25 protein-coding genes are annotated in these 22,775 nt (G+C 66.0%); 9 read left to right on the top strand and 16 right to left on the bottom strand.

The genetic code is table 11. The features are described from left to right. Positions 1 to 25: 25 nt before the first annotated feature. Both EEB15_RS25510 and EEB15_RS25505 read right to left on the bottom strand, forming a co-directional pair. Positions 26 to 1,885 carry an acetate--CoA ligase family protein gene (locus EEB15_RS25510; protein ID WP_141512776.1) on the bottom strand — a complete coding sequence of 620 codons (1,860 nt, stop codon included), beginning with the start codon at positions 1,883 to 1,885 and terminating at the stop codon, positions 26 to 28. Positions 1,886 to 1,900: 15 nt separating this feature from the next. Next, positions 1,901 to 2,779: an NAD(P)-dependent oxidoreductase gene (locus EEB15_RS25505; RefSeq protein ID WP_141512775.1), complete on the bottom strand. Its 879-nt coding sequence runs from the start codon at positions 2,777 to 2,779 to the stop codon at positions 1,901 to 1,903. A gap of 348 nt (positions 2,780 to 3,127) precedes the next feature. Here EEB15_RS25505 and EEB15_RS25500 point away from each other — a divergent pair, with 348 nt between their 5' ends. The 6 genes from EEB15_RS25500 (at position 3,128) to EEB15_RS25475 (ending at position 8,297) form a co-directional block, all read left to right on the top strand. Next, positions 3,128 to 3,982, top strand: coding sequence for an aldose 1-epimerase (locus tag EEB15_RS25500; RefSeq protein WP_158290228.1), 855 nt, complete (start codon positions 3,128 to 3,130; stop codon positions 3,980 to 3,982). After that, positions 3,982 to 4,908, top strand: a complete 927-nt coding sequence (locus EEB15_RS25495) for an SMP-30/gluconolactonase/LRE family protein (protein WP_141512773.1) — start codon at positions 3,982 to 3,984, stop codon at positions 4,906 to 4,908. Before EEB15_RS25500 ends, EEB15_RS25495 begins: the two co-directional genes overlap by 1 nt. Before the next feature lie 61 nt (positions 4,909 to 4,969). Next, complete coding sequence (gene glcE, locus EEB15_RS25490) at positions 4,970 to 6,067, top strand: glycolate oxidase subunit GlcE (RefSeq protein ID WP_141512772.1); 1,098 nt, start codon at positions 4,970 to 4,972, stop codon at positions 6,065 to 6,067. A gap of 9 nt (positions 6,068 to 6,076) precedes the next feature. Beyond that, positions 6,077 to 7,306 carry a glycolate oxidase subunit GlcF gene (gene glcF, locus EEB15_RS25485; protein ID WP_141512771.1) on the top strand — a complete coding sequence of 410 codons (1,230 nt, stop codon included), beginning with the start codon at positions 6,077 to 6,079 and terminating at the stop codon, positions 7,304 to 7,306. Positions 7,307 to 7,348: 42 nt separating this feature from the next. Next, positions 7,349 to 8,053 carry a YafY family protein gene (locus EEB15_RS25480; RefSeq protein WP_141512770.1) on the top strand — a complete coding sequence of 235 codons (705 nt, stop codon included), beginning with the start codon at positions 7,349 to 7,351 and terminating at the stop codon, positions 8,051 to 8,053. Positions 8,054 to 8,102: 49 nt separating this feature from the next. After that, positions 8,103 to 8,297: a hypothetical protein gene (locus tag EEB15_RS25475; protein WP_199236636.1), complete on the top strand. Its 195-nt coding sequence runs from the start codon at positions 8,103 to 8,105 to the stop codon at positions 8,295 to 8,297. A 70-nt stretch (positions 8,298 to 8,367) separates the two neighbouring features. Here EEB15_RS25475 and EEB15_RS25470 read toward each other — a convergent pair whose 3' ends face one another. Next, a complete protein-coding gene (locus tag EEB15_RS25470; RefSeq protein WP_141512768.1) occupies positions 8,368 to 9,243 on the bottom strand; it encodes a LytTR family DNA-binding domain-containing protein in 876 nt (291 codons plus the stop codon). A gap of 142 nt (positions 9,244 to 9,385) precedes the next feature. On the opposite strand from EEB15_RS25470, the gene EEB15_RS25465 reads away from it, so the two are divergent. After that, positions 9,386 to 10,558 (top strand): acyltransferase family protein, encoded by a 1,173-nt coding sequence (locus EEB15_RS25465; RefSeq protein WP_141512767.1) that lies wholly within the window; start codon positions 9,386 to 9,388, stop codon positions 10,556 to 10,558. Here the strand turns inward: EEB15_RS25465 and EEB15_RS25460 are convergent. The 3 genes from EEB15_RS25460 to lplT are packed head-to-tail and all read right to left on the bottom strand — an operon-like array spanning position 10,491 to position 13,187. After that, positions 10,491 to 10,973, bottom strand: coding sequence for a glutathione peroxidase (locus EEB15_RS25460; RefSeq protein ID WP_141512766.1), 483 nt, complete (start codon positions 10,971 to 10,973; stop codon positions 10,491 to 10,493). The two genes, EEB15_RS25465 and EEB15_RS25460, sit on opposite strands and share 68 nt — an antisense overlap. Then, the gene (locus tag EEB15_RS25455; RefSeq protein WP_199236635.1) at positions 10,970 to 11,911 is read right to left on the bottom strand and encodes a DMT family transporter; all 942 of its coding nucleotides are present in this window, start codon (positions 11,909 to 11,911) and stop codon (positions 10,970 to 10,972) included. Before EEB15_RS25455 ends, EEB15_RS25460 begins: the two co-directional genes overlap by 4 nt. Beyond that, positions 11,904 to 13,187, bottom strand: coding sequence for a lysophospholipid transporter LplT (gene lplT, locus EEB15_RS25450; RefSeq protein ID WP_141512765.1), 1,284 nt, complete (start codon positions 13,185 to 13,187; stop codon positions 11,904 to 11,906). The genes EEB15_RS25455 and lplT overlap by 8 nt, the downstream gene beginning before the upstream one ends. A gap of 102 nt (positions 13,188 to 13,289) precedes the next feature. Here lplT and alr point away from each other — a divergent pair, with 102 nt between their 5' ends. Next, positions 13,290 to 14,384: an alanine racemase gene (alr, locus tag EEB15_RS25445; protein ID WP_141512764.1), complete on the top strand. Its 1,095-nt coding sequence runs from the start codon at positions 13,290 to 13,292 to the stop codon at positions 14,382 to 14,384. Then, positions 14,381 to 15,181, top strand: coding sequence for a hypothetical protein (locus EEB15_RS25440; protein WP_141512763.1), 801 nt, complete (start codon positions 14,381 to 14,383; stop codon positions 15,179 to 15,181). The genes alr and EEB15_RS25440 overlap by 4 nt, the downstream gene beginning before the upstream one ends. A 15-nt stretch (positions 15,182 to 15,196) precedes the next feature. On the opposite strand, the gene EEB15_RS25435 is transcribed toward EEB15_RS25440, so the two are convergent. From EEB15_RS25435 to hpaD, 10 genes are read right to left on the bottom strand one after another with little or no spacing between them, the layout of a single operon-like run. Continuing rightward, entirely contained in the window at positions 15,197 to 16,099 is a 903-nt protein-coding gene (locus EEB15_RS25435; RefSeq protein WP_141512762.1) for a DMT family transporter, read from the bottom strand. 10 nt (positions 16,100 to 16,109) lie between these two features. Then, a complete protein-coding gene (locus EEB15_RS25430) occupies positions 16,110 to 16,553 on the bottom strand; it encodes a type II toxin-antitoxin system VapC family toxin (RefSeq protein WP_141512761.1) in 444 nt (147 codons plus the stop codon). After that, positions 16,550 to 16,855, bottom strand: a complete 306-nt coding sequence (locus EEB15_RS34020; protein WP_199236634.1) for an Arc family DNA-binding protein — start codon at positions 16,853 to 16,855, stop codon at positions 16,550 to 16,552. The genes EEB15_RS25430 and EEB15_RS34020 overlap by 4 nt, the downstream gene beginning before the upstream one ends. Before the next feature lie 52 nt (positions 16,856 to 16,907). Continuing rightward, complete coding sequence (locus EEB15_RS25420; protein WP_141512760.1) at positions 16,908 to 17,969, bottom strand: 3-deoxy-7-phosphoheptulonate synthase; 1,062 nt, start codon at positions 17,967 to 17,969, stop codon at positions 16,908 to 16,910. Beyond that, the gene (locus tag EEB15_RS25415) at positions 17,966 to 18,943 is read right to left on the bottom strand and encodes a 2-dehydropantoate 2-reductase (RefSeq protein WP_141512759.1); all 978 of its coding nucleotides are present in this window, start codon (positions 18,941 to 18,943) and stop codon (positions 17,966 to 17,968) included. The genes EEB15_RS25420 and EEB15_RS25415 overlap by 4 nt, the downstream gene beginning before the upstream one ends. Then, the gene (locus tag EEB15_RS25410; protein ID WP_141512758.1) at positions 18,940 to 19,716 is read right to left on the bottom strand and encodes a class II aldolase/adducin family protein; all 777 of its coding nucleotides are present in this window, start codon (positions 19,714 to 19,716) and stop codon (positions 18,940 to 18,942) included. Before EEB15_RS25410 ends, EEB15_RS25415 begins: the two co-directional genes overlap by 4 nt. A 16-nt stretch (positions 19,717 to 19,732) precedes the next feature. After that, positions 19,733 to 20,542, bottom strand: coding sequence for a 4-hydroxy-2-oxoheptanedioate aldolase (gene hpaI, locus EEB15_RS25405; RefSeq protein ID WP_141512757.1), 810 nt, complete (start codon positions 20,540 to 20,542; stop codon positions 19,733 to 19,735). Positions 20,543 to 20,599: 57 nt separating this feature from the next. Then, on the bottom strand, positions 20,600 to 21,400 hold the full coding sequence (hpaH, locus tag EEB15_RS25400; protein WP_141512756.1) for a 2-oxo-hept-4-ene-1,7-dioate hydratase: 801 nt from the start codon (positions 21,398 to 21,400) through the stop codon (positions 20,600 to 20,602). 6 nt (positions 21,401 to 21,406) lie between these two features. Then, a complete protein-coding gene (locus EEB15_RS25395) occupies positions 21,407 to 21,811 on the bottom strand; it encodes a 5-carboxymethyl-2-hydroxymuconate Delta-isomerase (protein WP_141512755.1) in 405 nt (134 codons plus the stop codon). 41 nt (positions 21,812 to 21,852) lie between these two features. Continuing rightward, positions 21,853 to 22,713, bottom strand: a complete 861-nt coding sequence (gene hpaD, locus EEB15_RS25390) for a 3,4-dihydroxyphenylacetate 2,3-dioxygenase (protein WP_141512754.1) — start codon at positions 22,711 to 22,713, stop codon at positions 21,853 to 21,855. Between the last annotated feature and the right edge of the window lie 62 nt (positions 22,714 to 22,775).

The raw sequence follows: 22,775 nt of genomic DNA, 5'->3' as shown, positions 1-22,775 counted from the left end.
GTCTTACCTGGATTCGCCTTGCCTCTTACGGAGAGGTCGTGGAATCTTCGGCGGTGCGCCGCTGATTGTTGAGCGTCTGGAGATGAGCCTGCAAAAGCGACAGGGCTTGCTCGAGTTCCGGGGTTGGCTGCTGGGCGGCGCTGGCGTTGGCCGCCTTCAGCACGGTGGTGGTGGAGAATTCGGCAATGGGCAGGCCGAACGTGGCGGTGTCCCTGGCGTCGAGTGCCAACAGTGCGCAGTGAACGCCTTTGTCCAGGAGCAGCGCGTGGGCGGCGCGATAGCTGTTCTCTGGGTGCCAGCCCTGCTGATGTCCATCAATCCAGATGCCGCTTGCGGTGGAGAAGGCATTGCAGCCCAGCTTGTCAGCACATTGTTGAGCCGCTTCAAAAATCTGGCTGGCAGGCTGTCCGGAGGTCAGCAGTAAATGCACGGGGATGGCACCTGCTCCCGGCACCAGCTCCCGCAGCATGTCCTTATAGATGCCCGGCGTATCCCGATACCCGATCTGGGGTTGGGCGTTGACCTCGCAGATGATGGCTCCCGTCGTCAACCAGGATTCCCTGGCATCCGGCATGATCAGGTCAATGCCGGCAATGTCCAAGCCGAGAATACTGGCGGCCCGAATGGCCAGCGTGCAGTTGTCTGGATGAGCCGCCTCGACGGGGATTAAGGCGTGGCTGCCGCCAGAAGAGATATTGCTTTTTCTTCTCAGCAGGACCATTTCGTTGATGGCTGGAATGGATTCCGTTGTCAACTCCTGGTCTTCAAGCAGTTCCAGCGCTTCGGCATCCAACTGCAAACGCATTTTGCCGGTGCGCCGCAAGGCGCGCTGGTGATCCTCGCTCGCCTGCGCCTGGGCAACCAATTGGGCCACGGTTTGTTGGCCATCGCCGGTGACCTGGCCCGGCTTCCGGTGCATGATCTTGATGACGCGGTCGGCCATCACTGTAAAGCGGTAGTCCTCACCGTGGTGGTGTTTCTCCACCAGGATGTGGCTGGAAACCTCTTTGGCGGCGCGGTAGGCGATCCTTAGGCTGCGCTCGCCGCGCAGGCCCGCAAAAACGCCGATGCCCTGATCCTTGTCCGCCGGTTTGATCACCACCGGGTAGCCAAGCTGCTGCGCAACGGCCACGGCGTTTTTCTCGCTATTGACCAGGCGATGCTTGGGTACCGGCAGGCAATATTTGCCGAGCACGATCGCGGAGGCCGTTTTGTTCTTGGCGATGGCCACGCCAAGATTGGGTGTCTTGTCGGTAATGGAGCTGCTCAACCACCGACTGTTGCTGCCAATCCCAATACAGTAGGTGCCGCCGTTCAGGTTGTGCCACCACATGCCCTGGTCATGGGCTGCGGCGAGAAAATGCATCATGTTGGTGCCGCGGATGGCATAGGGCCGCAAATCGGCTTTCAGCTGGGTAAACCCCCGGGTGATTCGCCCTCTCGCAGCGGCGGGCACTGCCGGGTTTTGCAGTAGCGCATTGAGCGCATCGAGGATCCAATCGAGCGCGGCTATGCTGGCCTTGGGATGGATAAAAGAGAGCGCCAGTCGATAGCGCTCCTGACCATTTTCCCCGGCGCGGCTATCTCTATCGACAACACAATCGCCAAACACCGGGATGCTGTGTTCCTCCTGGATAGTTGCCTGCCAGTGGTGGATTCTCCGCAAGAGGGCGGTTGTGGCATCGGTTGTGTCGTCGCTGTCAAGATAAGGTTTGATGATCCACTCTGCCATGTGGTCGTCTATGGCGGGGAAGTTCAAGGTCGGCAACGGTTGAATCCTGAGGGATACCACCAGGGTTGACTGGCGCTGGCCGTAGGCCATGCCCTGATAGGTGCGATGCTGCTTATCCAGCATCAGGAACGGTTGTGAAGGGTTTTGCGGCATGGGGCCGTTGTGCTCTTATCGGGTCTTGCTGGGCGTGGTGTCCAGCAGTAGCTCGAATACCTGGGTTTTCGTGACCGCGTCCGGGAGTGTGGACAGGCGGCTGAAGATTTCGCCGGCGGCAACAGGGAACTGGGCGGGCAGTCCTGCGCCGGCGAAGGTGTCCGCCACTTCGTCCATCTCCCCGGCAAAGCGCCAGGCCTTGGCCAGGCGGCGAAAATTTTCGTCCATGCCCCGCGCCAGATTGGCGGTATTGGCGCTGGCTCCCCAGAGTTCGGTCAGCTCGTGGCGCACTCCCAGGCTCTCCGCACCGGCCAGGGTGGCGATGAGCATGGCCAGCTGGCCCTTGTGCATGGCGGAATGGCACATCTTCAGGCTCGACGCTCTGCCGATTTCCGCGCCCAGATTGATGATCCTGAGCCCTGGACTGGCAAAACAGCGGGCAATTTCTGCCACTGATTCCCCACTGAGGTAAAGGCGGGTGTCTGTGCTCTTGCCCGGCGGCGGCCCGACAATAGCGGCATCGACAAATCGACCACCACCCAACGCGATGATGTCGTTCACCTGGCGGGCGTGAGTGGGGGATATGGCATTGGCATCTATATAAACCCCGGTAAACCCCTGTCTGGCCACTTGCCTGGCAACATCCATTGCCGCGTGGGGCGGGCAAATGCTGATGATGATTCCACTGTGCTGACAGAATGCCTCGATCGTGGCGATTTCGGTCATGGCGGCGCGCAGTGCGCGGTTGCGGGTGGCGTCGCTGCGATCCTGGGCAAGCCAATAGGGGGTGAAGCCGTTGCTTTTGACCAGGGTTGCCAGTGCGGAGCCCATCTCTCCGGGATGGAGGAAGCCGATAGATCCGCTGGTCGAGGGGGGAGCTGTAGTTGTCGTCATGAGCCGATGTTGATCATGCTGGGGAGGTCTGAACAACGCGCAAACGACCGCCGCTTAGCTGCGCGCGAGATTCGAAGGTCGGCGTAGTTCATCATTTCTGGTTGTTTTTATGAGTTTAGGCGCCGATCTGCGCTTTGTTTTCGGACGCACTGCTCCGTCGAAGAAATTACCGGGGCAACTCGCAATTGCCCGCTCCAAAGCAAACCGTAGTAGAGCATTGGACACGCTGTGATGACTGCGGGCACGACTACGACCCGGCCATGCGGCCGGCGCCGCGCGACGTGTTACCGGCTTGTACCCGGCGGCCCCAAGGCGCGGCACAATGGTCCGCAGGAGCAACGCTTACCCATGATCGAACTGAAGTCCGGCGCGCTGCGCTGCGAGATCGAGCCCCGCCTGGGCGGCTGCATCGCCGGCCTGTGGCTGGACGGCGAGCCGGTGCTGCGCTCCGCACCGGCCGCGCAGCTTGCCTCGGCGCGGCAGTCCGGCAGCTATCCGCTCGTGCCCTTTTCCAATCGCGTGGCGCAGGCGACCCTGCTGTGGCAGGGCACACAGCATCCTCTGGTTCGCAACAACGGCGCCGAGCCGCACGCCATCCATGGCGTGGGCTGGCAGCGGCCGTGGGAAGTTCTCGAAAGCGACGGCAGCTTTGCGATGCTCGCGTACGAGCACCCGGCCGACGCCTCATGGCCGTTCGCGTTCGACAGCTCGCAGACACTGCGGCTGCGCGCGAACGCGCTGGAGTTCACGCTGTCGCTCACCAACCAGTCGCCTCACCCGGCGCCCGCCGGCCTGGGCTGGCACCCGTACTTCGTCAAGCGCACGCGCAGCCATGTGTCGTTCGAAGCCGCCGGCCGCTGGGAGATGGGTGACGACAAGCTGCCGACCCACCGCGAAGCCGCGGCGGGACTGGACGTGGACTGCGCCTTCCTCGACGTCGACCATTGCTTCGACGGCTGGACGGGCTCGGTGCACCTGCGCGACGAGATGCTGCATGTGACGGTCACGTCCAACCTGAGCCGGCTCGTCGTGTTCACCAACGAGACGCGCGACTTCGTGGCCATCGAGCCGGTGAGCCATGTCAACAACGCGGTGAACCTGGTGGACGCGGGCGCCGACGCCGCCAGCCTGGGCCTGGCGATCCTGCAGCCGGGCGAATCGCTTTCGGCACAGATGACGATCAATGTGGAGCGTGTGAAATGATGGAATGGCGGACCGTGGTCGCGCAGCGCGATGAATTGGGTGAGTCGCCGTTCTGGCATCCGGACGAACGCAAGCTCTATTGGGTCGACATCCCCGGCCGCCAGATCCGCAGGGCCGATCCGGCGACCGGCAGCACGGAGAGCTGGCCCTTGCCGATGGACCCGGGCTGCATCGCGCCGGTGCGCGGTGGCGGCCTGGTCATCGCCTTGCGCGACGGCATCTACCGTGCCGCGGGTTGGGGGAGTGCGCTGGCGTTGATCGCGCGCTTCGGCCACGACCCGAAGACCACGCGCTTCAACGACGGCAAGGCCGATCCGCAGGGGCGCTTCTGGGCCGGCACCATGTACGAGCCGCGCGACCGGCGCGCCGCCGAGCTGTACAGCGTCGACCTGCGCGCGAGCGCCGGCAACGGGGGCGAGCCGGTGATCGAGCTCAAGGCCGACAACGGCGTCATCGCCAATGGCCTCGCATGGTCGCCGGACACGCGCACGGTGTACTGGTCGGACACGACGCATCACGTCATCTACGCCTGGAACTGGGACGCACAGACCAACGCGATGAGCAACCATCGTGTCTTTCACCAGTTTCCCGGCAAACCCGACGGCTGGAAGACCGGCGACGCGGGTTACGGCGGCCGGCCCGACGGCGCGGCCGTGGACGTGCAGGGCAACTACTGGGTGGCCATGTTCGAAGGCGGCCGCATCCTCAAGCTGTCTCCTTCGGGCGAAGTGTTGCAGGACATTCCGGTTCCGGCGCGCTGCCCGACCATGCCGTGCTTCGGCGGCGATGACCTGCGGACGCTGTTCGTCACCAGCGCCAGCTACAACCGGCCCCCGGAAGAACTGCAGGCGCTGCCGCAAAGTGGCTGCATCATCGCCGCGCAGGTCGACGTGCCGGGTCTGCCGGTGAATTTCGTCAGCACCTGATTTCAAAAATCTCACGCGGTGCCGTAGCGCTGCCCGCGCCACGTGCGCTTACCATGAGCGCATGGACGCCATCCTCGACGCCTTGACCGCTCGCATCCGCGCCGCCGCAGCCGGCGGCACGCCGCTGCGCATCCGCGGCGGCGGCAGCAAGGACTTCTATGGCGAGCGGCTGGAAGGCGAACTGCTGGAGACTGCGCCGCTGTCCGGCATCACGAGCTATGAGCCGAGCGAGCTCGTCGTCACGGTGCGCGCCGGCACACCGCTGGCCGAGCTGGAAGCGGTGTTGGCCGAGCGCGGACAGTGCCTGCCGTTCGAGCCGCCGCACTTCGGCGGGGGCGCTACCGTCGGTGGCATGGTGGCGGCCGGCCTGAGCGGCCCGGCGCGTGCCAGCGTCGGCGCCGTGCGTGACTACGTGCTGGGCCTCACGATGATCAACGGCAAGGGCGAGTTGCTCACGTTCGGCGGGCAGGTGATGAAGAACGTCGCCGGTTACGACGTCTCGCGGCTGATGGTGGGCGCGCTCGGCACGCTGGGCCTCATCGCTGAAGTGAGCCTGAAGGTTTTGCCGATCGCACCGGCCGAGGCCACGCTGAAATTCGAGATGAAGCAAGACGAGGCCCTACAGCGCCTCAACACCTGGGGCGGACAGCCCTTGCCGCTCAACGCGAGCTGCTGGGTGGAGGTGGACGGCGTGTCCACGCTCTACCTGCGCCTGCGTGGTGCCGTCGCAGCGGTCGAGGCGGCGTGCCGCACGATGGGTGGCGAGCGGCAGGACAACGCCACCGTCGCGCCAGACTGGCCGCTGTGCCGGGACCACCGCCTGCCCTGGTTCCTCGAGCGCGGCGAACGCGACCTGTGGCGTCTGTCCGTGCCGCAGACCGCACCGGCCCTCGACTTGCCCGAGGCGCCGTTGGTCGAGTGGCACGGGGGCCTGCGCTGGGTGCGCGCCGAACCGGGTGACGCGGCGCGATTGCGCGATGTGGCGGTACGCACGGGCGGCCACGCCAGCCTGTTCTCGTTGGGCAAGGGCAGGGCCGAAGCGCCCGTTGGACGCTTCGCGCCGCTTACGCCGCCGTTGGACCGCATCCACCGCGACGTGAAGCGCGAATTCGATCCCGCCGGTATCTTCAACCGCGGCCGCATGTACGCGGACTTCTAGCCCTCGCTCATGCAAACCTCCCTCTCCTCCGAATTCAAGGACACGGCCGAGGGCCGCGAGGCCGAGGCCATCCTGCGCAAGTGCGTGCACTGCGGCTTTTGCACCGCGACCTGTCCCACCTACCAAGTGCTGGGCGACGAGCTCGACGGTCCGCGCGGCCGCATCTACCTCATCAAGCAGATGCTCGAAGGCGAAGCGCCGACGCGCAAGACGCAACTCCATCTGGACCGGTGCCTGACCTGCCGCAATTGCGAGAGCACCTGCCCGAGCGGCGTCGAGTACGGTCACCTGGTCGACATCGGGCGGCGCATCGTCGAAGAAAAAGTGCCGCGCGGCACCGGCTCGAGCGCGCTCCGTTGGGCGCTGAAAGAAGGCTTGACCTCGCCGCTGTTCGGCCCGGCGATGAAGCTGGGCCAGGCGGTGCGTGGCGTCTTGCCGGCAACGCTCAAAGCCAAAGTCCCCGAGAAGCAGAGTGCCGGTGCGTGGCCGACACGCGAACACGCGCGCAAGGTGCTGATGCTGGCCGGCTGCGTGCAGCCGTCGATGATGGCCAACATCAACAGCGCGACCGCGCGCGTGCTCGACGCGACCGGAATCCAGACCCTTGTTGCGCGCAAGGCGGGCTGCTGCGGCGCCGTGAAATTCCACCTCAATGACCAGGAAGGCGGCAAGGCGCAGATGCGCGCCAACATCGACGCGTGGTGGCCGCAGGTGGAAAACGGTTCGGTGGAAGCGATCGTGATGAACGCCTCGGGCTGCGGCGTGACGGTGCGCGAGTACGGGCACATCCTGCAGCACGACGCTGCCTATGCCGCCAAGGCGAAACGCATCAGCGAGCTCACGCGCGACCTGAGCGAATTGCTGCCCGACATCGTCGCCGCGTTGCGCGGCAAGGTCCGGCCCGTCGACGGGTTGCTGGCCTTCCATCCACCCTGCACCTTGCAGCACGGCCAGCAATTGCGCGGCGGCGTGGAGAAGCACCTGAGCGAGCTGGGCTTCACGGTCCGCGTGGCGATGAACGAATCGCACCTGTGCTGCGGCTCGGCCGGAACCTACTCGGTGCTGCAGCCGGAGATCGCGCACGAATTGCGTGACCGCAAGCTCGGCCATCTGGCCGAACTGCAGCCGGCATCGATCATTTCCGCCAACATCGGCTGCATCGCCCATTTGCAGAGCGGCACCGCGACGCCGGTGCGACATTGGGTGGAAATACTTGACGCCGCGCTGATGGGCTCCTGACAGTACCTTGTCAGGAGCCTCGGGGCACAGTAACGTCCCTCCATGCGCCGCGCCGACCGTCTTTTCCACATCATCCAGCTGATCCGCGGCCGGCGGCTGACCACTGCCGCCTACATGGCCCAACGGCTTGAAGTGTCCGAACGCACCATCTATCGCGACGTCGCCGACCTGCAGTTCCAGGGCGTGCCGATCGAGGGCGAGGCCGGTGTGGGCTACCGGCTGGGTGCCGGCTTCGACCTGCCCCCGATGATGTTCACGCAGGACGAGGCCAAGGCCTTGGTGGCATCCGTGCGGATGGCCCAGGTCTGGCTCGATCCGGCGCTGGCCCAGGGCGCGGAAGACGCCCTGGGCAAGATCCTGTCGGTGCTGCCGGCCGACGCGCGGGTGGCCGCCGAGGCGCTGGCCGTCTACGCGCCGTCCGGCGGCTTGCCGCAATCCACCCAGCGCACACTGCAGACGCTGCGCGAGGCGGTGCACGAGCGCCGCAAGGTCTTCATCAATTACAAAGACCTGGCGGACAAGCCGAGCGAGCGCACTTTGCGACCCTTGGGCTGCTTCTACTGGGGCAAGGTCTGGACGCTGGCGGCGTGGTGCGAGCAGCGCAACGACTTCCGCAGTTTCCGGGTCGACCGCGTCACCGCGGTGCGGCGCCTGGAAGAGCAGTTCCGCGACGAACCGGGCCGCACGCTGGCCGATCTGGCTCGGCTGAATGAAGCCCGCGCCCGCGAAATGGGTTGGGCGCAGTAGTGCTTGAAGCGCGAGCGCGCGACACTGGCTTTGGCGCAACCAGGAGTCGATGATGTTCACCACCACGGATAAGACGGAGTTGGTTGAGCGCCGCTCCCGTTTTCATGCCGAAGCCGAACAGCGGCTTGCCAACTTGACAGCGTTGGGCAAGACGCTGGCTTGGCCGGAGGTGCGCCGTTATCTCGAAGCGCGCGCTGCTGGTCAGGCAAGAGCAAGGCCCAAAGCCCGCAAGTTCACCAAGTGAGGCATGTTGCGGCCCTGGGACGCTGATCATCCGTAGCCAGCGCGAAGCCGGCTATTCGCATCCCTGAACGTCACCGGCCCAGCACGTCCCGGTAGCGCCTGCTGCACGGCACCTGCGTGCCGTCTTTCATCTTCAGGCGCGCATCGCCGCCGTCCAGCGGTTCGATCTCGGCAATGCGGTCCAGGTTCACGGCGTAGCTGCGGTGTACGCGCGCGAACCGTGCCGGGTCCAGTTGCTCAAGGAACTCCGTGAGGGTCGAGCGCAGCAGGTAGTCGTGGCCGCTCACGTGCAGGCCGACGTAGTTGCCTTGCGCCTGCAGCCATTCGATGTCGGCGGCGGCGATGAGGAATTCGCGGCGCAGCTTGCGCACCAGGAAGCGTTCGGGTCTCGGCGCCGGGGCGGGGGGAGAGGTGGGCTCGCCGGCCGGCGGCTCGGCCGCATCCAGCACCCGCGCCTCGCCTTGCAGCCGCAACAGCACCAGCCGGTAGCTGAACACCGCCACCAGGATCAGCGCGTAGCTGCGCACGTCCTTCAGGTATTCGTAGACCAGCCGGGTCGGCCAGTCGCCGAAGCGGTAATCGAGGCCCGCCAACGCGTAAACCGGATAGCGCATCGCCAGCATCAGGCCCACATGCGCGGCACAGAAAGCCATGCTCGCGGCGATGTGCCAGCCCAGGCTGCCCGGCAGGGTGTCCCAGCGCAGCGGACGGCGCCGCTCGAAAGCGAAGATCAGCGGGATCAGAAGCCCCACCGCGAAATTGCTGCTCAGCTCCCAGACGAAGGGCTCCCAGAGCGCGACACGGCCCGGCCCCCGCCCCAGGTCGATCCAGGTCACCACCGTGTTGAAGGTGACCTGCACCGCGAGCACGACGACCCAGAACCCGATCTCCGCCCGCCGCCGGTAGGGCTGGTAACGGGCCAGCCAGTCGATTTCGCTCGAAGCCATGGCCGCCAGTCTAGGGCCCGAGCCGGGAATTCCGTCCCGGCAAGCCACCGCTCGTCACAAAGCTTGGCCGGTTGGTCCCAGCGGCGCGCCGGCGCGCAGGGGCCGGCCCAAGAATCGCCGCCACGACCGATAGGAGCCTCTCATGAACCGACGACACGACATCGACGCCCTGCGCGCGCTGGCCTTCGGGCTGGTCATCCTGTACCACGTGGCCATGTACTACGTGGCCGATTGGCACTTCCACCTGAAGAGTCCGCACGCCGCGGGCTGGCTGCAGGACCCGATGCGCTCGCTGAACCTGTGGCGGATGGACCTGGTGTTCGTGATCTCGGGCCTGGCCATCGGCTTCCTGCGCCGCGGCCAGACGGCCGCCGGCCTGCTGGGCCAGCGCAGCCTGCGCCTGCTGCTGCCGCTGGCTTTCGGGATGGCAGTGGTGGTGCCGTTCCAGCCTTATGCCCAGGCCGTGGCCAACGGCCTTGTCGAGCCCGGCTTCGGCAACTTCCTCGCGCGCTACTTCACCGGTGGGCCCTGGCCGCGCGGCGCGTTCGATGGCTGGGATTTTGGTGTCACCTGGAATCACCTCTGGTACCTGCCCTATCTGTGGCTCTACACCACGCTGTTGATCCTGATGTTGCCATTGCTGGAGTCAGCGGCCGGGCTGCGTCTGCGCCGCGCCTTCACCGGCTTGCGCGGCGTCCGGCTGGTCCTGTTGCCGGCCGTTCCGCTGATGCTGTATTCGCTCACGCTGTGGCCGCACTTCCCGGTCACGCACGACCTGATCCATGACGCGTGGATGCACGCCGTCTACTTCACGCTGTTCCTGTACGGCTACTGGATCGGCATCGACGACGGTTTCTGGGCCGAGGCGAGCCGTTTGGCGCGCAGGATGCTCGCGACCGCCCTGGGCCTTCTGGTGCTGTACTTCGCACTGCGGTACACAGGCGTGCCGCGCGTCGCCGTGCGGCTGGCGGGCGATCTCTACATGTGGTCCGCCATCCTGGCGATCCTGGGCTGGGCACACCTGAAGCTGAACCGGCCCTGGCCTTGGCTGGCATGGGCCAACGAATCGGTCTACCCGTGGTACATCCTGCACCAGACCTGGATCATTGTGCTGATCTGGTGGCTGGCGCCGCTGGCACTGGGCCCGGTGGTCGAACCGGCGCTGTTGGTGGCCGGGACCGTCCTGGGCTGCTGGGGCACGACCAGCATCGTCCGGCGCAGCGCGTGGCTGCGGCCGTTATTTGGACTCAAGCCAAAGCTTGCTCGATATCCTTCGCCAGCTTCTTCGGCTCATCGTTCGGCGCGTAGCGCTTGATGACCTGCCCGTCTTTGCCGATCAGGAACTTGGTGAAGTTCCATTTGATGATGGTGCTGCCGAGCAAGCCCGGCGCTTCCTTGGTGAGCCATTGGAACAGCGGGTCGGCATCGGTGCCGTTGACGTCGATCTTCGCCATCATCGGAAAGCTCACGCCGAAGTTGAGCTGGCAGAACTCGGCGATCTCTTCGTTGCTGCCCGGGTCCTGCGCACCGAACTGGTTGCACGGGAAACCGAGCACCACCAGGCCCTGCTTGCCGTAGGTCTTGTGCAGCTCTTCCAGGCCGCCGAACTGGGGCGTGAAGCCGCAGGCGCTGGCGGTGTTGACGATGAGCAGCGCCTTGCCCTTGAATTTTTTCAGGGGCACGATCTTGCCGTCGATCTGTCGCGCTTCGAAGTCGTAGATGGCCGTCATGCGGCCGATTGTGCGCCTGCGTTGGCCGGTTTGCTGTCGCCCGCAGGCCAGGCCGACCAGGCCGCGGCGGCCAGAATCAACGCGCCGCCGGCCAGGGTGCGGGCCGTCAGTTCCGAGGCGCCCAGCGCCACCGAAGACAGGCTGGCGAACACCACCTCCGACAGCATGATCAACGCCCCGGCATGCGCATTGATGCGCGAAGCACCGTACTGCAGCGCGATGTTGCTCACCAGGAAACCCAGGCTGAGCGCCAGCCCCACGCCGGCCCAGGCGGCCTGCGGCGCAGGCACCGGCGGAACGACGCCGAGCGCCATGCCGATCAGCGCGGCGGCGAGCGCCGTTGCGCCGCCACCGCCGAACATCGCGAGGATGCGCGCCGTCGGTGGCGCGGCGTGGAGCTTGCGCAGCAGGATGTTCGTCAGGGCGAAACTGAAGCCGCCCGCCAGCGAGAGCCAATCGGCCAGGCTCTCGGGCACCGGCCAGGCCGCGCCGTCGGTCTTCAAGACGATCACCACACCGGCCAGCGCCAGCAGCAGGCGCACCAGCCCCATCGGCGTCGGCTTCTCGCCGAGGATGGGCCAGGCCAGCAGAAGCGTCCACGCGGGCATCAGGTAGAACAGCAGCACCACCCGAACCACGTCGCCGACGGTCACGGCCCAATTGAAGCCGACGTTGGTGAGGCCGGCCGCAGCCATCAGCAGCCACAGCAGGGGCCGCCCGCGAAAACCGCGCCAGGCGCCCGGCTGCCACGCGAACAGCAACGCCATCGACACGAGGTACACCAGCGCCGTGGCCCACAGGGGATGCAGGCCCCAATTCTGCAATTGGCGGAACGGCCACCAGGACACGCCCCACACGAAGGCGTTGAGCATCAGCGCCAGCGCAGGCAGCAGCGCCGGAAAGCGGGCGGGCCCCACAGGGCCCGGCGCGCTAACCATGCGTGTTGTCGTGGCGGGCGATCTGCAGCAGGTGTTCGACTTCCTCGCGGTACTTCACGCAGTTGTTTTGGTGCCAGCGATAGATCACCCACATCACGCCAGCAACGATCACGCCGAAGCCCGTGATGGCGGCGAAGGCGGACATCCCCATGCCGGCCGACAGGCTGTAGAGCGCGCCCAGGCCCAGGATGCAGGCCTGCTCGTTGAAGTTCTGCACCGCGATCGACCGGCCCGCGCCCATGAGGTTGTGGCCGCGGTGCTGCAGCAGCGCATTCATCGGCACGACCATGAAGCCGGCGATCGCGCCCAGCAGGATCAGGAAAGGCGCAGCCACCCAGACGTTGCCGATGAAATTCATCAGGATCACGAACAGGCCCATCGCGATGCCCACCGGGATCACGCTCGTGGCCATGTCCAGCCGCATGCGCACGGACGCCACCACGGCGCCGATGGCCGTGCCCATGGCCACGACACCCGACAGCGCCGATGCCTGCGTCGTGCTGTAAGAAAGTGCCGCCGCGCTCCAGGCCAGGATGATGTAGCGCAGGTTGCCGCTCACGCCCCAGATCAGCGTGGTGGTGGCCAGCGAGATTTGGCCCAGCTTGTCGCGCCACAGGCGGGAATTGCAGGTCCAGAAATCGGGCACCAGCTCCAGCGCGTTCTTGGGCATCGGCCGCATTTCCACGCCGGTGTGGGGGATGCGGGTGTTGAACCAGGCCGCCAGCATGTAAATGAAGATGAGGACGAAGATCGCGGCCTCGGGTGCCGTGTCGATGCCCGTATCGAATACCGGGAAGTCCATTGCGAGCATGCGGCTGGCGATGGCGTGGCCCACCAGCTGGCCGCCCAGCAGGATGCCCAGGATGATGGAAGCGATCGTCAGGCCTTCGATCCAGCCATTGGCCTTGACCAGTTGCGACGAGGGCAGCAGCTCGGTGAGGATGCCGTACTTGGCCGGGGAATAGGCGGCGGCGCCCAGGCCGACGACGGCGTACGCGAGCAAGGGATGCAGCCCGAACAGCATCAGCAGGCAGCCCACCACCTTGATGAAGTTGCTCGCGAACATCACCTTGCCTTTCGGCATCGCGTCCGCGAACGCGCCGACGAAGGGCGCCAGCACCACATAGAACAGGGCGAACATCGGCACCAATGCGGCACGCTGCCACTCGGCGGCGCCGCCGGATTTGAGCAATTCCACCGCGGCCACGAACAAAGCGTTGTCGGCCAGCGACGAGAAGAACTGCGCCGACATGATGGTGTAGAAACCGCGCTTCATTGGCTGTTCTGTGGCGCATCAGCGGGGCTGATGCGCGGTGATTTTGAGTCCGTCTCCAAGCGACAAGGGGTTATATCACGCGGGGTAATGACAGAATCTGGCATGCCCCGTCCCATCCAGGCCACCATCCACACTGAATCCCTGCGCCACAACCTCGCGCGCATCCGGCTCGCCGCGCCCGACGCGAAGGTCTGGGGCGTGGTCAAGGCCAACGCCTATGGCCACGGCATCGAGCGGGTATGGGAGGGGATGCGCGGCGCCGACGGCTTCGCGCTGCTGGACCTGCAGGAGGCTGAGCGCGTGCGCGCACTGGGCTGGCGCGGGCCGATCCTGCTGCTGGAAGGCGTGTTCGAGGCGCGCGACCTGGAGCTGTGCTCGCGGCTGAACCTCTGGCACACCGTGCACTGCGACGAACAGATCGACATGCTGGCCACCCACAAGACGCACCAGCCGCACCGCGTTTTCCTCAAGATGAATTCGGGCATGAACCGCCTTGGTTTCGCGCCGCAGCGGTTTCGCGGGGCCTGGACGCGGCTGGATGCGTTGCCGCAGGTAGATGAGATTTCACTGATGACCCATTTCAGCGATGCCGACGGCCCGCGCGGCATCGCGCAGCAGGTCAAGGTGTTCGAGGACATCACGCGTGACCTGCCCGGTGAGCGCACGCTGTCCAACAGCGCCGCCAGCCTGCGCTTCGGCGCCGAGCCCATGGTGCGCGCCGATTGGGTCCGGCCCGGCATCGCCGTCTACGGCAGCGCGCCCGATTTCCCCGACCATGACGCCGCGCATTGGAATCTTCTGCCGGCAATGACGCTCGCCAGCCGCATCATTGGCGTTCAGCACCTGGCTGCCGACGACACGGTGGGCTACGGCTCCAATTTCACCGCCGACGGGCCGCTTCGTATCGGCGTGGTCGCCTGCGGCTATGCCGACGGCTACCCGCGCCACTGCAACACCGGGACGCCGGTTCTGGTGGACGGCGTGCGCACGCGGATCGTCGGGCGCGTCAGCATGGACATGATCACGGTCGACTTGTCGCCCGTCCCGCACGCGGCCTTGGGGACCGAAGTCACGCTGTGGGGCCGCGCATCGAACGGTACGGTGCTGCCGATCGACGAGCCCGCCCGCGCCGGCGGTACCGTCGGCTATGAGTTGATGTGCGCGCTGGCGCAGCGGGTGCCGGTCGCCGTGGAATGAAGCCGCCCAAGAGCCTGTCGAACTGGCGGTCGGTCCGGCTTTGGGAGAGCAGCCTCCAGCGTGACCTGCGCAAGCGCCACTGGCTCTGGCTGCACGGCTGGTGCATCGGGCTCACGGTGCTGCTGGCCATGTGGGCTGCGGCCCATATGCAGTTTGTGCTGGGCTCCGATTCGCTTGCGCTGCGCTATGCCGTGACGCTCGGCGTCGGTTACCTTGCGTACCTGCTGGTGCTCCGGTTCTGGGCCGCGGCTTTGGTGCGCCGGGAAGCTTCGCTCGATCTTGGCGGCGACATCCCGCTTCCCGACATCGTCGGTTCGGTGGACGTCCCGCATGGTTCGCTCCCCGACATTTCCGCCGGCGGCGGTGGCGACTTCGGTGGCGGCGGCGCGTCCGGCGATTTCCCCGTCGCGGCGGACCTGGGCGGTGACGTCGCTTCCGGCGCCCTGGACGCGGTCAGCGGCTCCGACGAAGGCGCCGTCGTCGTCATCCCGGTGGTGGTTGTGTTCCTGATCGGCCTGGCCGTGCTGTTCGGGGCCGGCTCGCTGCTGATGCTGTACTTCGGCGCCGAGGCGCTGCTCGCGGTGGCTGTCGAGATCGCGTTCGGCTATGTGTCGGCACGCACAGCGGTGCGGGTCGTTCGCGAAGGCTGGATGTCAGCGGTGCTGCGCCTCACCTGGAAGCCGTTGCTCGGCGCACTGTTCTGCGCCGTGGCGTTGGGCGCGCTGATCGACCACTTCATCCCGCAGGCGCAATCGCTGCCGCAGGCGATCAGGGCGATCAACGCCAGCATGCGCTGAACTCGCGGCGGCTGGTCAGCGCCGGCGCATCCCGAGCACCATCACGGCACCGACAACGATTAGAGCCCCAATGACTTGAATCGGCGCGATGGCCTGGCCGAGGATCAACCAGGCCAGCACCAGCGCGAACACCGGCTCGACATTCATGATCGCCGAGTTGCCGACCACGCCGAGCTTGGGCAACACGGTGAACATGATGGTGAAGGCCGTGCCGTACAGGAATGTGAGCGCAGCCAGGCCCCACCAGCCCGCCATGGCGGTGGGCAAATGGAAGCCGCCTTGCAGTCCGACGGTGGCAAGCGCCACCACCCCCGCGATGGCCATCGTGGTCGCGGTGCGCACACGCCCATCGATATCGCCGGCTTCGTGCTGCGTCACCACCAGCGCCAAACCGAATGTTCCCGCGGCGGCGAGTGCGAACGCCACGCCCGCGCCGATGCGTGCCCACTGGCCCGCGGCGCCCAGCCCCGATGCCGCGCCGAACACATCCAGCGCCAACGCGAGGCCGGCGAGGATCACCGGCATGGCGATCAGCATGGCGCGCTCGGGCCGCTGCCCATAGATCACGCGGGCCCACAACGCCGTCCAGATCGGGTACGTGTTGAAGGCGAGCAACGCCAGTGCCACGGGCAACCGCGCCACGGCCGAATACAGGCACAAACTCTGGATACCGATCAGCAGGCCGATCGCCGGCAGCATCCGCTTGTGGCGTGTCGAGAAAGTGAAGCGCACGCCTTGCAGAACCAGCAGGGCCACAACGACCAGCGCCGTCACGCCACTACGGAAGACAACGGCCGTGGCGACGTCAACGCCGTTGTTGAAGGCGATGCGCGCGGCCACGTGGTTGGCGCCCATCATCAGGGCGATCAGCAGCAGGGTGGCGAAGGCGGTGCCGCTGATCGCACGGGAGGTCGTCATCGGCGGCGGATCAAGGAAGACTGGCCAGGTGCGTCTTGGCCGCAACGGCAAGCGTCTCGTCGAAGGTGGCCAGGGGAGCCCTGAGTTCGGCGGCCAGCCAGAGGTATGCGGCGTCGTAGGCCGAGAGCTTGTAGCGCAGCGCCAACGCAAACTGGGCCGGCGCATCGGTGTCGCGCAGTTCGATCTGGTACTGGATGTAGTCGTCGAGCGCGCTGGCGATGGATTCGCGCGGCCAGTTCTGGCGTTGCTTCTTGAGGGTGACGCTGACCACCTCGTGGTGCAGCAGGTACGGGGCGTACAAGGTTTTCCCGGAAAGGCGCTCCATGGCCTGTGCGCGCCACGGCTCGTCGAACAGGATGCCGCAGATCGCGCTGCAGTCCACCACGATGGGCGGCCGGGGCAAGTACGCGGCCGGCGGCTCGGCCACGTGCAGCGTGCGCGCTCCCGCCTTCACCGGCTGTCCCGGTCTTCCCGGATGATGTCCACCGACATCGGTCCCTCGGTGAAGGGCTCGGGGAAGCGCTCCAGGTGCTCCGCGTAGATTTGTTCAATGGTCTTCCAGCCGCGCCGCCCCTCCGCGCGGCGAGCGGGCTGGCCGCCGGCTTGCGGCTGCGGTGCTGCAGCGTCGGAAGCCAAGGCCGCGCGCTCGATGATGGCCATCAGCTCGCCCTGGAGCGAACGGTGATTGCGGGCGGCACGCTGCCGAAGTGCTTCGGCCCAGTCTTCGGGCACATCTTTGATCGACAGAGTTGTCATTTTGGCTCCAAAACGGATCTTGGAGCCATTTTGGATCCGTTTGGCGCAAGAATCAAGGCGCGCGGGATGCTCGCACGGCCTCGGCCAAGCCGTCGAGAACGGCCACGGTGCTGTCCCAGCCGATGCAGCCGTCCGTCACGCTCTGCCCATAGCGCAGCCCGGTGCGGCCGTCGGTGATGTCTTGCCGGCCTTCGTTGAGGTGGCTCTCCAGCAGGATGCCCGCGATGGCCTGCGATCCGCCAGCGACCTGCCGCGCAATGTCAGCCGCGACTTCGGGCTGGCGCCGGTAGTCCTTGGCGCTGTTGCCGTGGCTGCAATCGATCAGCAGGCGCGCCGGCAGGCCCGCATCGGTCAATGCTTGCGCGGCCTTGGCCACGTTCGCCGCTTCGTAGTTCGGCCCGCTGTTAGCACCGCGCAGCACAAGGTGTGCGTCCGGGTTGCCGGTGGTGGTGACGACGATGGCACGGCCTTCCAGCGAAATGCTGGGGAAGCGGTGTGCCTGGGCCGCGACGTGGATGGCGTCGATGGCCACCGCGACGCTGCCGTTGGTTGCGTTCTTGAAACCCAATGGCGCAGACAGCGCAGACGCCATCTGCCGATGGAGCGGACTCTCGACCGTGCGCGCACCGATGGCGCCCCAGCTCAAGAGCTCCGCGTAGTACTGCGGCGTGACGAGGTCCAGGATTTCGGATGCAGCCGGTACGCCCAGGCGCGCGCATTCCAGCAGGATGCGGCGTGCCGCGCGCAGGCCCTCGCCGATGTCGCCCACGCCGTCCAGGCCCGGGTCGTAGATCAGGCCTTTCCAACCCATGCGGGTGCGCGGCTTCTCAAAGTACACGCGCATCACGGGAAAGAGCGCGTCCGCCGTGCGGTCCATCGCTTCGCGCAGGCGTTCTGCGTATTCGATGGCCGATGTGGGGTCGTGGATGGAGCAGGGCCCGACGATCACCAGCAGGCGCGGGTCTTCGCCGCGCAGGATGCGACGGACCGTGTCGCGCGACTTCGCGATGTGTTCGGACTCCGCGTCGCTGCAAGGGAGTTCCTGCTGCAGCGCGAGCGGTGTGGGAAGCGCATCTTCGCGCGCGATGTGCAGGTCGGAGATGCGGGTGGTCATCGATACAGCCCGCGCCCACGTGCATGCAAGCGCGCAAGGCCCAGCAGCGCATCGGTGAAGGGCGTCGGTACCTGCGTCAACTCGCCGAGTTCCTTCACCACCGTCACCAGCGCATCCAGCTCCACCGCCTTGCCGGCCTCCACGTCTTGCAACATCGAGGTCTTGAAGGCGCCGAGTTTGCGCGTGACCACGTGCCGGTCTTCCGGCGTCTGGTCGATAGGGATGCCGATGCGCGCGCCGATCTCCTTGGCCTCCAACATCACCTCGTGGATGAAGCCGCGCACCAGGTCGTCGTCCAGCACCTTGTCCGTGGTGGCGCCCGTGATGGCACTCACCGGGTTCATGGTCATATTGCCCCAGAGCTTGTACCAGGCGTCTTTCTGGATCTGCTCCGACAGCACGGTCTCGAAGCCGGCTTTCTCCAGCAGCGCCGCCAGTTCGCGCACACGCGGCGTTTTCTCGCCCGACGGCTCGCCGATGATCAGCTTGTTGCCGAAGTGGTGCTGCACGAACCCGGGACCGTTCAGCGAGCAGCTCGCATGCACGACGCAGCCGATGATGTGATGAGCCGGCACAGCCCTGGCGATATTGCCTTCAGGGTCCACCGCCTTCAGGCGTGTGCCCGCGAAGCGTCCGCCGAAGCCTTCGAAGAACCACCACGGCACGCCGTTCATCGCGGTCAACACCACGGTTTGCGGCCCGAGCAGCGGGCCGATGGCCTGCGCCACGTCAGCCATGGACGGCTCCTTGACGGCGACCACCACCAGATCCTGCACGCCGAGTTCCGCCGGCGAAGCATCGGCCTTCACCGGCGTGGACAGCGTCTCATCGCCTTGCTGCAATCGCAACCCATTCGACCGCAGCGCTTCCAGCGTCGCCCCGCGCGCCACCACGCTGACGTCGCAGCCCGCGCGCGCCAGCTTCACACCGATCCATCCGCCGATGGCCCCGGCGCCGTAGATGCAAGCCTTCATGACTTGTAGCTCGTGTCGATGCGGTCGATGCGGCGCGTCAGCGCGTCGAACACGTCCTGGCCTGCGCCGAACTGGGCGTCGAACTGGAACGAGTCATACGTCGTCTTTTGCGCCACAGTGGGTGACACGGCGATGGCCGGCCCCATCGTGGCTTGCGCCATCTGGATCTCGCAGGCGCGCTGCAGCGTCCACAGCCGCACGAAGGCCAGCGGCAAGGTCTTGCCCCAGGTCAGCAGGCCGTGGTTGCGCAGGATCACCGCCGGCTTGTTGCCGATGTTCTTGAGCAGCCGGGGCGCCTCGTCGGCGTGGATGGTGATGCCCTCGAAGTCGTGATACGCCACCAGATCATGCAACTGCGCGGAGTAGAAATTGTTCTGCGCGAGCCCACCTTGCGTACACGCCACGGCCACACCCGCCGTGGTGTGGGTGTGCATCACGCAGTGGGCTTCGGGCAAGCCTTCGTGGATGGCCGCGTGCACCGTGAACCCAGCCGGGTTCACCGGCCAGGGGTTCTCGTCCAGCTTGTTGCCCTTGACGTCGATCTTCAACAGGTTGCTCGCCGTCACCTCGCTGTAGTGCAGACCGAAGGGATTGATGAGGAACTGCTTTTCACCTCCACTCACACTTTCCGGCAGGCGGATGGTGATGTGGTTGTAGATCATCTCCGTCCAGCCGAGCATGTCGAAGATGCGGTAGCAGGCCGCGAGCTGCAGGCGCGCCTGCCATTCGTCCGGATGCATGCCGGCGGCGGCGGGTTTGAGGACGGCGTTCATGGTGTATCGCTCCGAGTCAGTAGGTCTTGCTGGCCGGTACGGCGGCGTGGTCGGTCTTGAACTTCGCGGCCAGGGCCGACGTGGCCATCATCAGCAGGTTGCTGTCCAGGCCGACGGCGACGAAGGTCGCGCCGAGGTCGAGGTACTTGCGTGCCAGCGTTTCGTTGGGCGTGAGGATGCCGGCGGCCTTGCCGGCCTTCACGATGCGCTTGATCGCATCTTCGATCGCCGCTTGCACTTCGGGGTGCATGGGGTTACCCACGTGGCCCAACGCCGCCGACAAGTCCGCCGGGCCGATGAAGACGCCGTCCACGCCTTCGGTGGCCGCGATGGCGTCGAGGTTGTCCAGCGCTTCACGCGTCTCCACCTGAACCAGCAGGCAGATCTGGTCATTCGCGTCCTTGCCGTAGTTCGGGATGCGGCCCCAGCGCGAGGCCCGCGCGCCGCCCATGCCACGGATGCCCAGCGGCGGATAACGCGATGCGCGAACCAGGTCGGCCGCCTGCTGTGCGGTGTCGACCATCGGCACCAGCAAGGTCTGGATGCCAAGATCCAGGTATTGCTTGATCAGCGCGGTGCCGACGTTGCCGTGGCCGACCGGCACGCGCGCGATCGCGTGCGACGCGGGGTAGGCCGCGATCACCTGCGCCTGCTGCAGCAGGCTGCGGATGTCGTTGGGCGAGTGCTCGCCGTCGAGCAGCAGCCAGTCGAAACCGGCGCCGGCGCAAATCTCGGTGGTGTAGTGATCGGCCAGGCCGACCCACAGGCCGATCTGGACGCGCTTGTCGCGCAGGGCTTGCTTGAAGGGATTGATGGGCGTTTGCATGGGCACCTTTTGTACGGCAAAGGGAAATTCTGCGCTCGAAATGGCTTCCAGGCGCCTTTAGGCAAACCTGAACTCGAAACGGCCGAGCGAACCGTAATCGGCGTCGAACACGTCGCCCTTTTTTGCGCCGACCGGACGCGTGAACGAACCGGCCAGCACCACTTCGCCGGCCTCCAGGCATTCGCCCCAGGGCGCGAGTTTCATCGCCAGCCACGCCACGCCGATGGCGGGATGGCCTTGTACGCCGGCGGCCAGGCCGGTCTCTTCCACCGCGCCGTTCTGGCGCAGGATGGCGCCGCACCAGGGCAGGTCCAGCTCGCGCGGGTGCACCTTGCGCCCGCCCAGCACGATGCCGGCGTTGGCGGCGTTGTCGCTGATCGTGTCCTGCACCTTGCGCGCGGCCTTGGTGTGGCGGCAGAACTGCTCGATGCGCGCGTCGATGATCTCGATCGCCGGCGTCACGTAATCGGTGGCCTCCAGCACGTCATCGACGCTGATGTGGTCGCCTTCCAGCTTGTGCTTGAGTACGAACGCCAACTCAACCTCGACCCGCGGTGCGATGAAGCGCGAGATGGGAATGTCGCCGGGCTCGAAGAACATGTCGTCCAGCAGCGTCCCGTAGTCCGGCTCGTCGATCTGGCTGGAGATCTGCATCGCGCGCGAGGTCAGGCCGATCTTGTGGCCCATGGGCTTGCGGCCCTCGGCGATCTTGCGCGCGACCCAGGCACGCGAGATCGCGTAGCCGTCTTCGACGGTCATGCCGGGGAAGCGCTTGGAGAAATGCTCGACCTGCACGCGCGACTTCTCGCTCTCGTGGAGTTCCGCGGCAAGCTGGTTGATGAGGTCCTGGGAAAACATCGTCGGCTACTTGTTGAAAAGCGGATGCAGGTTGCTGTGCTTGGCGTCGTACACCTGGCCCGGGCTCTCGTCGATCTGGATGGTCACGCCCACGTGGCCGCTCTCGAAAGCGGGGGCGAAAAGCGCCTGCACCCTGGCCAGCACCGCATCGCCCGCGGCCTTCTTCTTCGCGTCGGTGCGTCCGGCCGCGATGCGGATGTTGATGTAGCAAAAGCCGTAGTCGCCTTTCGCATCAGCCACCGCATACGCCTGCGCCGGATACGCCAGCACGCGCGTACCGCCGACCGGGAACAGCGGCCCGCCCGCTTCATCCCGCAACTCGATCAGCGTGGCCGCCACCTCGCGGCACAGCTGCGGCATGTCGACCCGGGCTTCGAGGTTGGCGGTGTATTGAATGACGACGTGTGGCATGCGGGGAGCAACTCCAAATTGGGGTCAGATTCCACAATCGATCAGGCGAGAGGCGTGACGGGAAAGATCGCGTTGATCTGCCCCGTGCCCGAGCTGCCGAAGTAGGGCGTGATGACTTCCGCCGGCGCCGTGTACTGATCCCAGCCCAGCAGGCCTAGGAGCATGGCCGTGTCGTGCATGTCGCCTTCGCCCCAGCATTTCTCCGCATACATCGGCAGCATGCCGATGAACGTCTTCCAGTCGCCCTGTTCCCACAGTTCCACCACACGATGGTCGACCTGTTCGAGGAAGGGGTCGTAGACCTTGTGCATGAACTCGGGTGCGCGGCCGTTGTCCGCGAAGTGGTGCGACAGCGAACCACTGGCGAACACCGCGACGGTGCCGTCGTACCTCTCCTCGATCGCCTTGCGCACCGCCAGGCCGAAGCGGCCGGACTCCTGCAGGTCGTGCCAGTCGCACCAGCCGCTGATGCTGATCACCTTGTAGTGCTGGTCGGCGTTCATGTAGCGCATCGGCACCAGCGTGCCGTATTCCAGGCCCAGCGTCGTGTCCGAATGCGCGCGGCTCTTCACGCCCATCTCGTTGGCCATGTCGCCGATCAGGTGGCCCAACTGCGGATTGCCCGGGTAGGCATACGGCATGTTCTTGATGAAGTGCGGCAGCTCGTTGCTGGTGTAGACGCCTTCGAACTTCGGGCCGCAGTTGATGTGGTATTCGCTGTTGACCTGCCAGTGCACGTCGAACACCACGATGGTGTCCACGCCGAGTGCGCGGCAGCGCCGGTCGATCTCCTTGTGGCCGTTGATCGCGGCCTCGCGGCAACCCTGGTTGGGCCCCGGGAATTCCGACAGGTACATCGAAGGAACGTGCGTGATCTTGGCAGCGAGAGCAAGCTTACCCATGAGTTCTCTCCTGGCCGTTTGGCCCTCCCCTTGAGGGGAGGGTCAAACGGCCAGGAGAGAAC

The organism is Ramlibacter sp. WS9 (assembly GCF_003797765.1).
GTDB lineage: Bacteria > Pseudomonadota > Gammaproteobacteria > Burkholderiales > Burkholderiaceae_C > Ramlibacter.
The sequence above is the reverse complement of the archived record's forward strand: the minus strand, read 5'-3'. Positions and strand labels throughout refer to the sequence as shown.

Excerpts from the sequence above, each read along its gene's own strand:
- EEB15_RS25510 (WP_141512776.1), bottom strand. The coding sequence starts at position 1,885 with ATGCCGCAAAACCCTTCACAACCGTTCCTGATGCTGGATAAGCAGCAT.
- EEB15_RS25505 (WP_141512775.1), bottom strand. The coding sequence starts at position 2,779 with ATGACGACAACTACAGCTCCCCCCTCGACCAGCGGATCTATCGGCTTC.
- EEB15_RS25500 (WP_158290228.1), top strand. The coding sequence starts at position 3,128 with ATGATCGAACTGAAGTCCGGCGCGCTGCGCTGCGAGATCGAGCCCCGC.
- EEB15_RS25495 (WP_141512773.1), top strand. The coding sequence starts at position 3,982 with ATGGAATGGCGGACCGTGGTCGCGCAGCGCGATGAATTGGGTGAGTCG.
- glcE (WP_141512772.1), top strand. The coding sequence starts at position 4,970 with ATGGACGCCATCCTCGACGCCTTGACCGCTCGCATCCGCGCCGCCGCA.
- glcF (WP_141512771.1), top strand. The coding sequence starts at position 6,077 with ATGCAAACCTCCCTCTCCTCCGAATTCAAGGACACGGCCGAGGGCCGC.
- EEB15_RS25480 (WP_141512770.1), top strand. The coding sequence starts at position 7,349 with ATGCGCCGCGCCGACCGTCTTTTCCACATCATCCAGCTGATCCGCGGC.
- EEB15_RS25475 (WP_199236636.1), top strand. The coding sequence starts at position 8,103 with ATGATGTTCACCACCACGGATAAGACGGAGTTGGTTGAGCGCCGCTCC.
- EEB15_RS25470 (WP_141512768.1), bottom strand. The coding sequence starts at position 9,243 with ATGGCTTCGAGCGAAATCGACTGGCTGGCCCGTTACCAGCCCTACCGG.
- EEB15_RS25465 (WP_141512767.1), top strand. The coding sequence starts at position 9,386 with ATGAACCGACGACACGACATCGACGCCCTGCGCGCGCTGGCCTTCGGG.
- EEB15_RS25460 (WP_141512766.1), bottom strand. The coding sequence starts at position 10,973 with ATGACGGCCATCTACGACTTCGAAGCGCGACAGATCGACGGCAAGATC.
- EEB15_RS25455 (WP_199236635.1), bottom strand. The coding sequence starts at position 11,911 with ATGGTTAGCGCGCCGGGCCCTGTGGGGCCCGCCCGCTTTCCGGCGCTG.
- lplT (WP_141512765.1), bottom strand. The coding sequence starts at position 13,187 with ATGAAGCGCGGTTTCTACACCATCATGTCGGCGCAGTTCTTCTCGTCG.
- alr (WP_141512764.1), top strand. The coding sequence starts at position 13,290 with ATGCCCCGTCCCATCCAGGCCACCATCCACACTGAATCCCTGCGCCAC.
- EEB15_RS25440 (WP_141512763.1), top strand. The coding sequence starts at position 14,381 with ATGAAGCCGCCCAAGAGCCTGTCGAACTGGCGGTCGGTCCGGCTTTGG.
- EEB15_RS25435 (WP_141512762.1), bottom strand. The coding sequence starts at position 16,099 with ATGACGACCTCCCGTGCGATCAGCGGCACCGCCTTCGCCACCCTGCTG.
- EEB15_RS34020 (WP_199236634.1), bottom strand. The coding sequence starts at position 16,855 with ATGACAACTCTGTCGATCAAAGATGTGCCCGAAGACTGGGCCGAAGCA.
- EEB15_RS25420 (WP_141512760.1), bottom strand. The coding sequence starts at position 17,969 with ATGACCACCCGCATCTCCGACCTGCACATCGCGCGCGAAGATGCGCTT.
- EEB15_RS25415 (WP_141512759.1), bottom strand. The coding sequence starts at position 18,943 with ATGAAGGCTTGCATCTACGGCGCCGGGGCCATCGGCGGATGGATCGGT.
- EEB15_RS25410 (WP_141512758.1), bottom strand. The coding sequence starts at position 19,716 with ATGAACGCCGTCCTCAAACCCGCCGCCGCCGGCATGCATCCGGACGAA.
- hpaI (WP_141512757.1), bottom strand. The coding sequence starts at position 20,542 with ATGCAAACGCCCATCAATCCCTTCAAGCAAGCCCTGCGCGACAAGCGC.
- hpaH (WP_141512756.1), bottom strand. The coding sequence starts at position 21,400 with ATGTTTTCCCAGGACCTCATCAACCAGCTTGCCGCGGAACTCCACGAG.
- EEB15_RS25395 (WP_141512755.1), bottom strand. The coding sequence starts at position 21,811 with ATGCCACACGTCGTCATTCAATACACCGCCAACCTCGAAGCCCGGGTC.
- hpaD (WP_141512754.1), bottom strand. The coding sequence starts at position 22,713 with ATGGGTAAGCTTGCTCTCGCTGCCAAGATCACGCACGTTCCTTCGATG.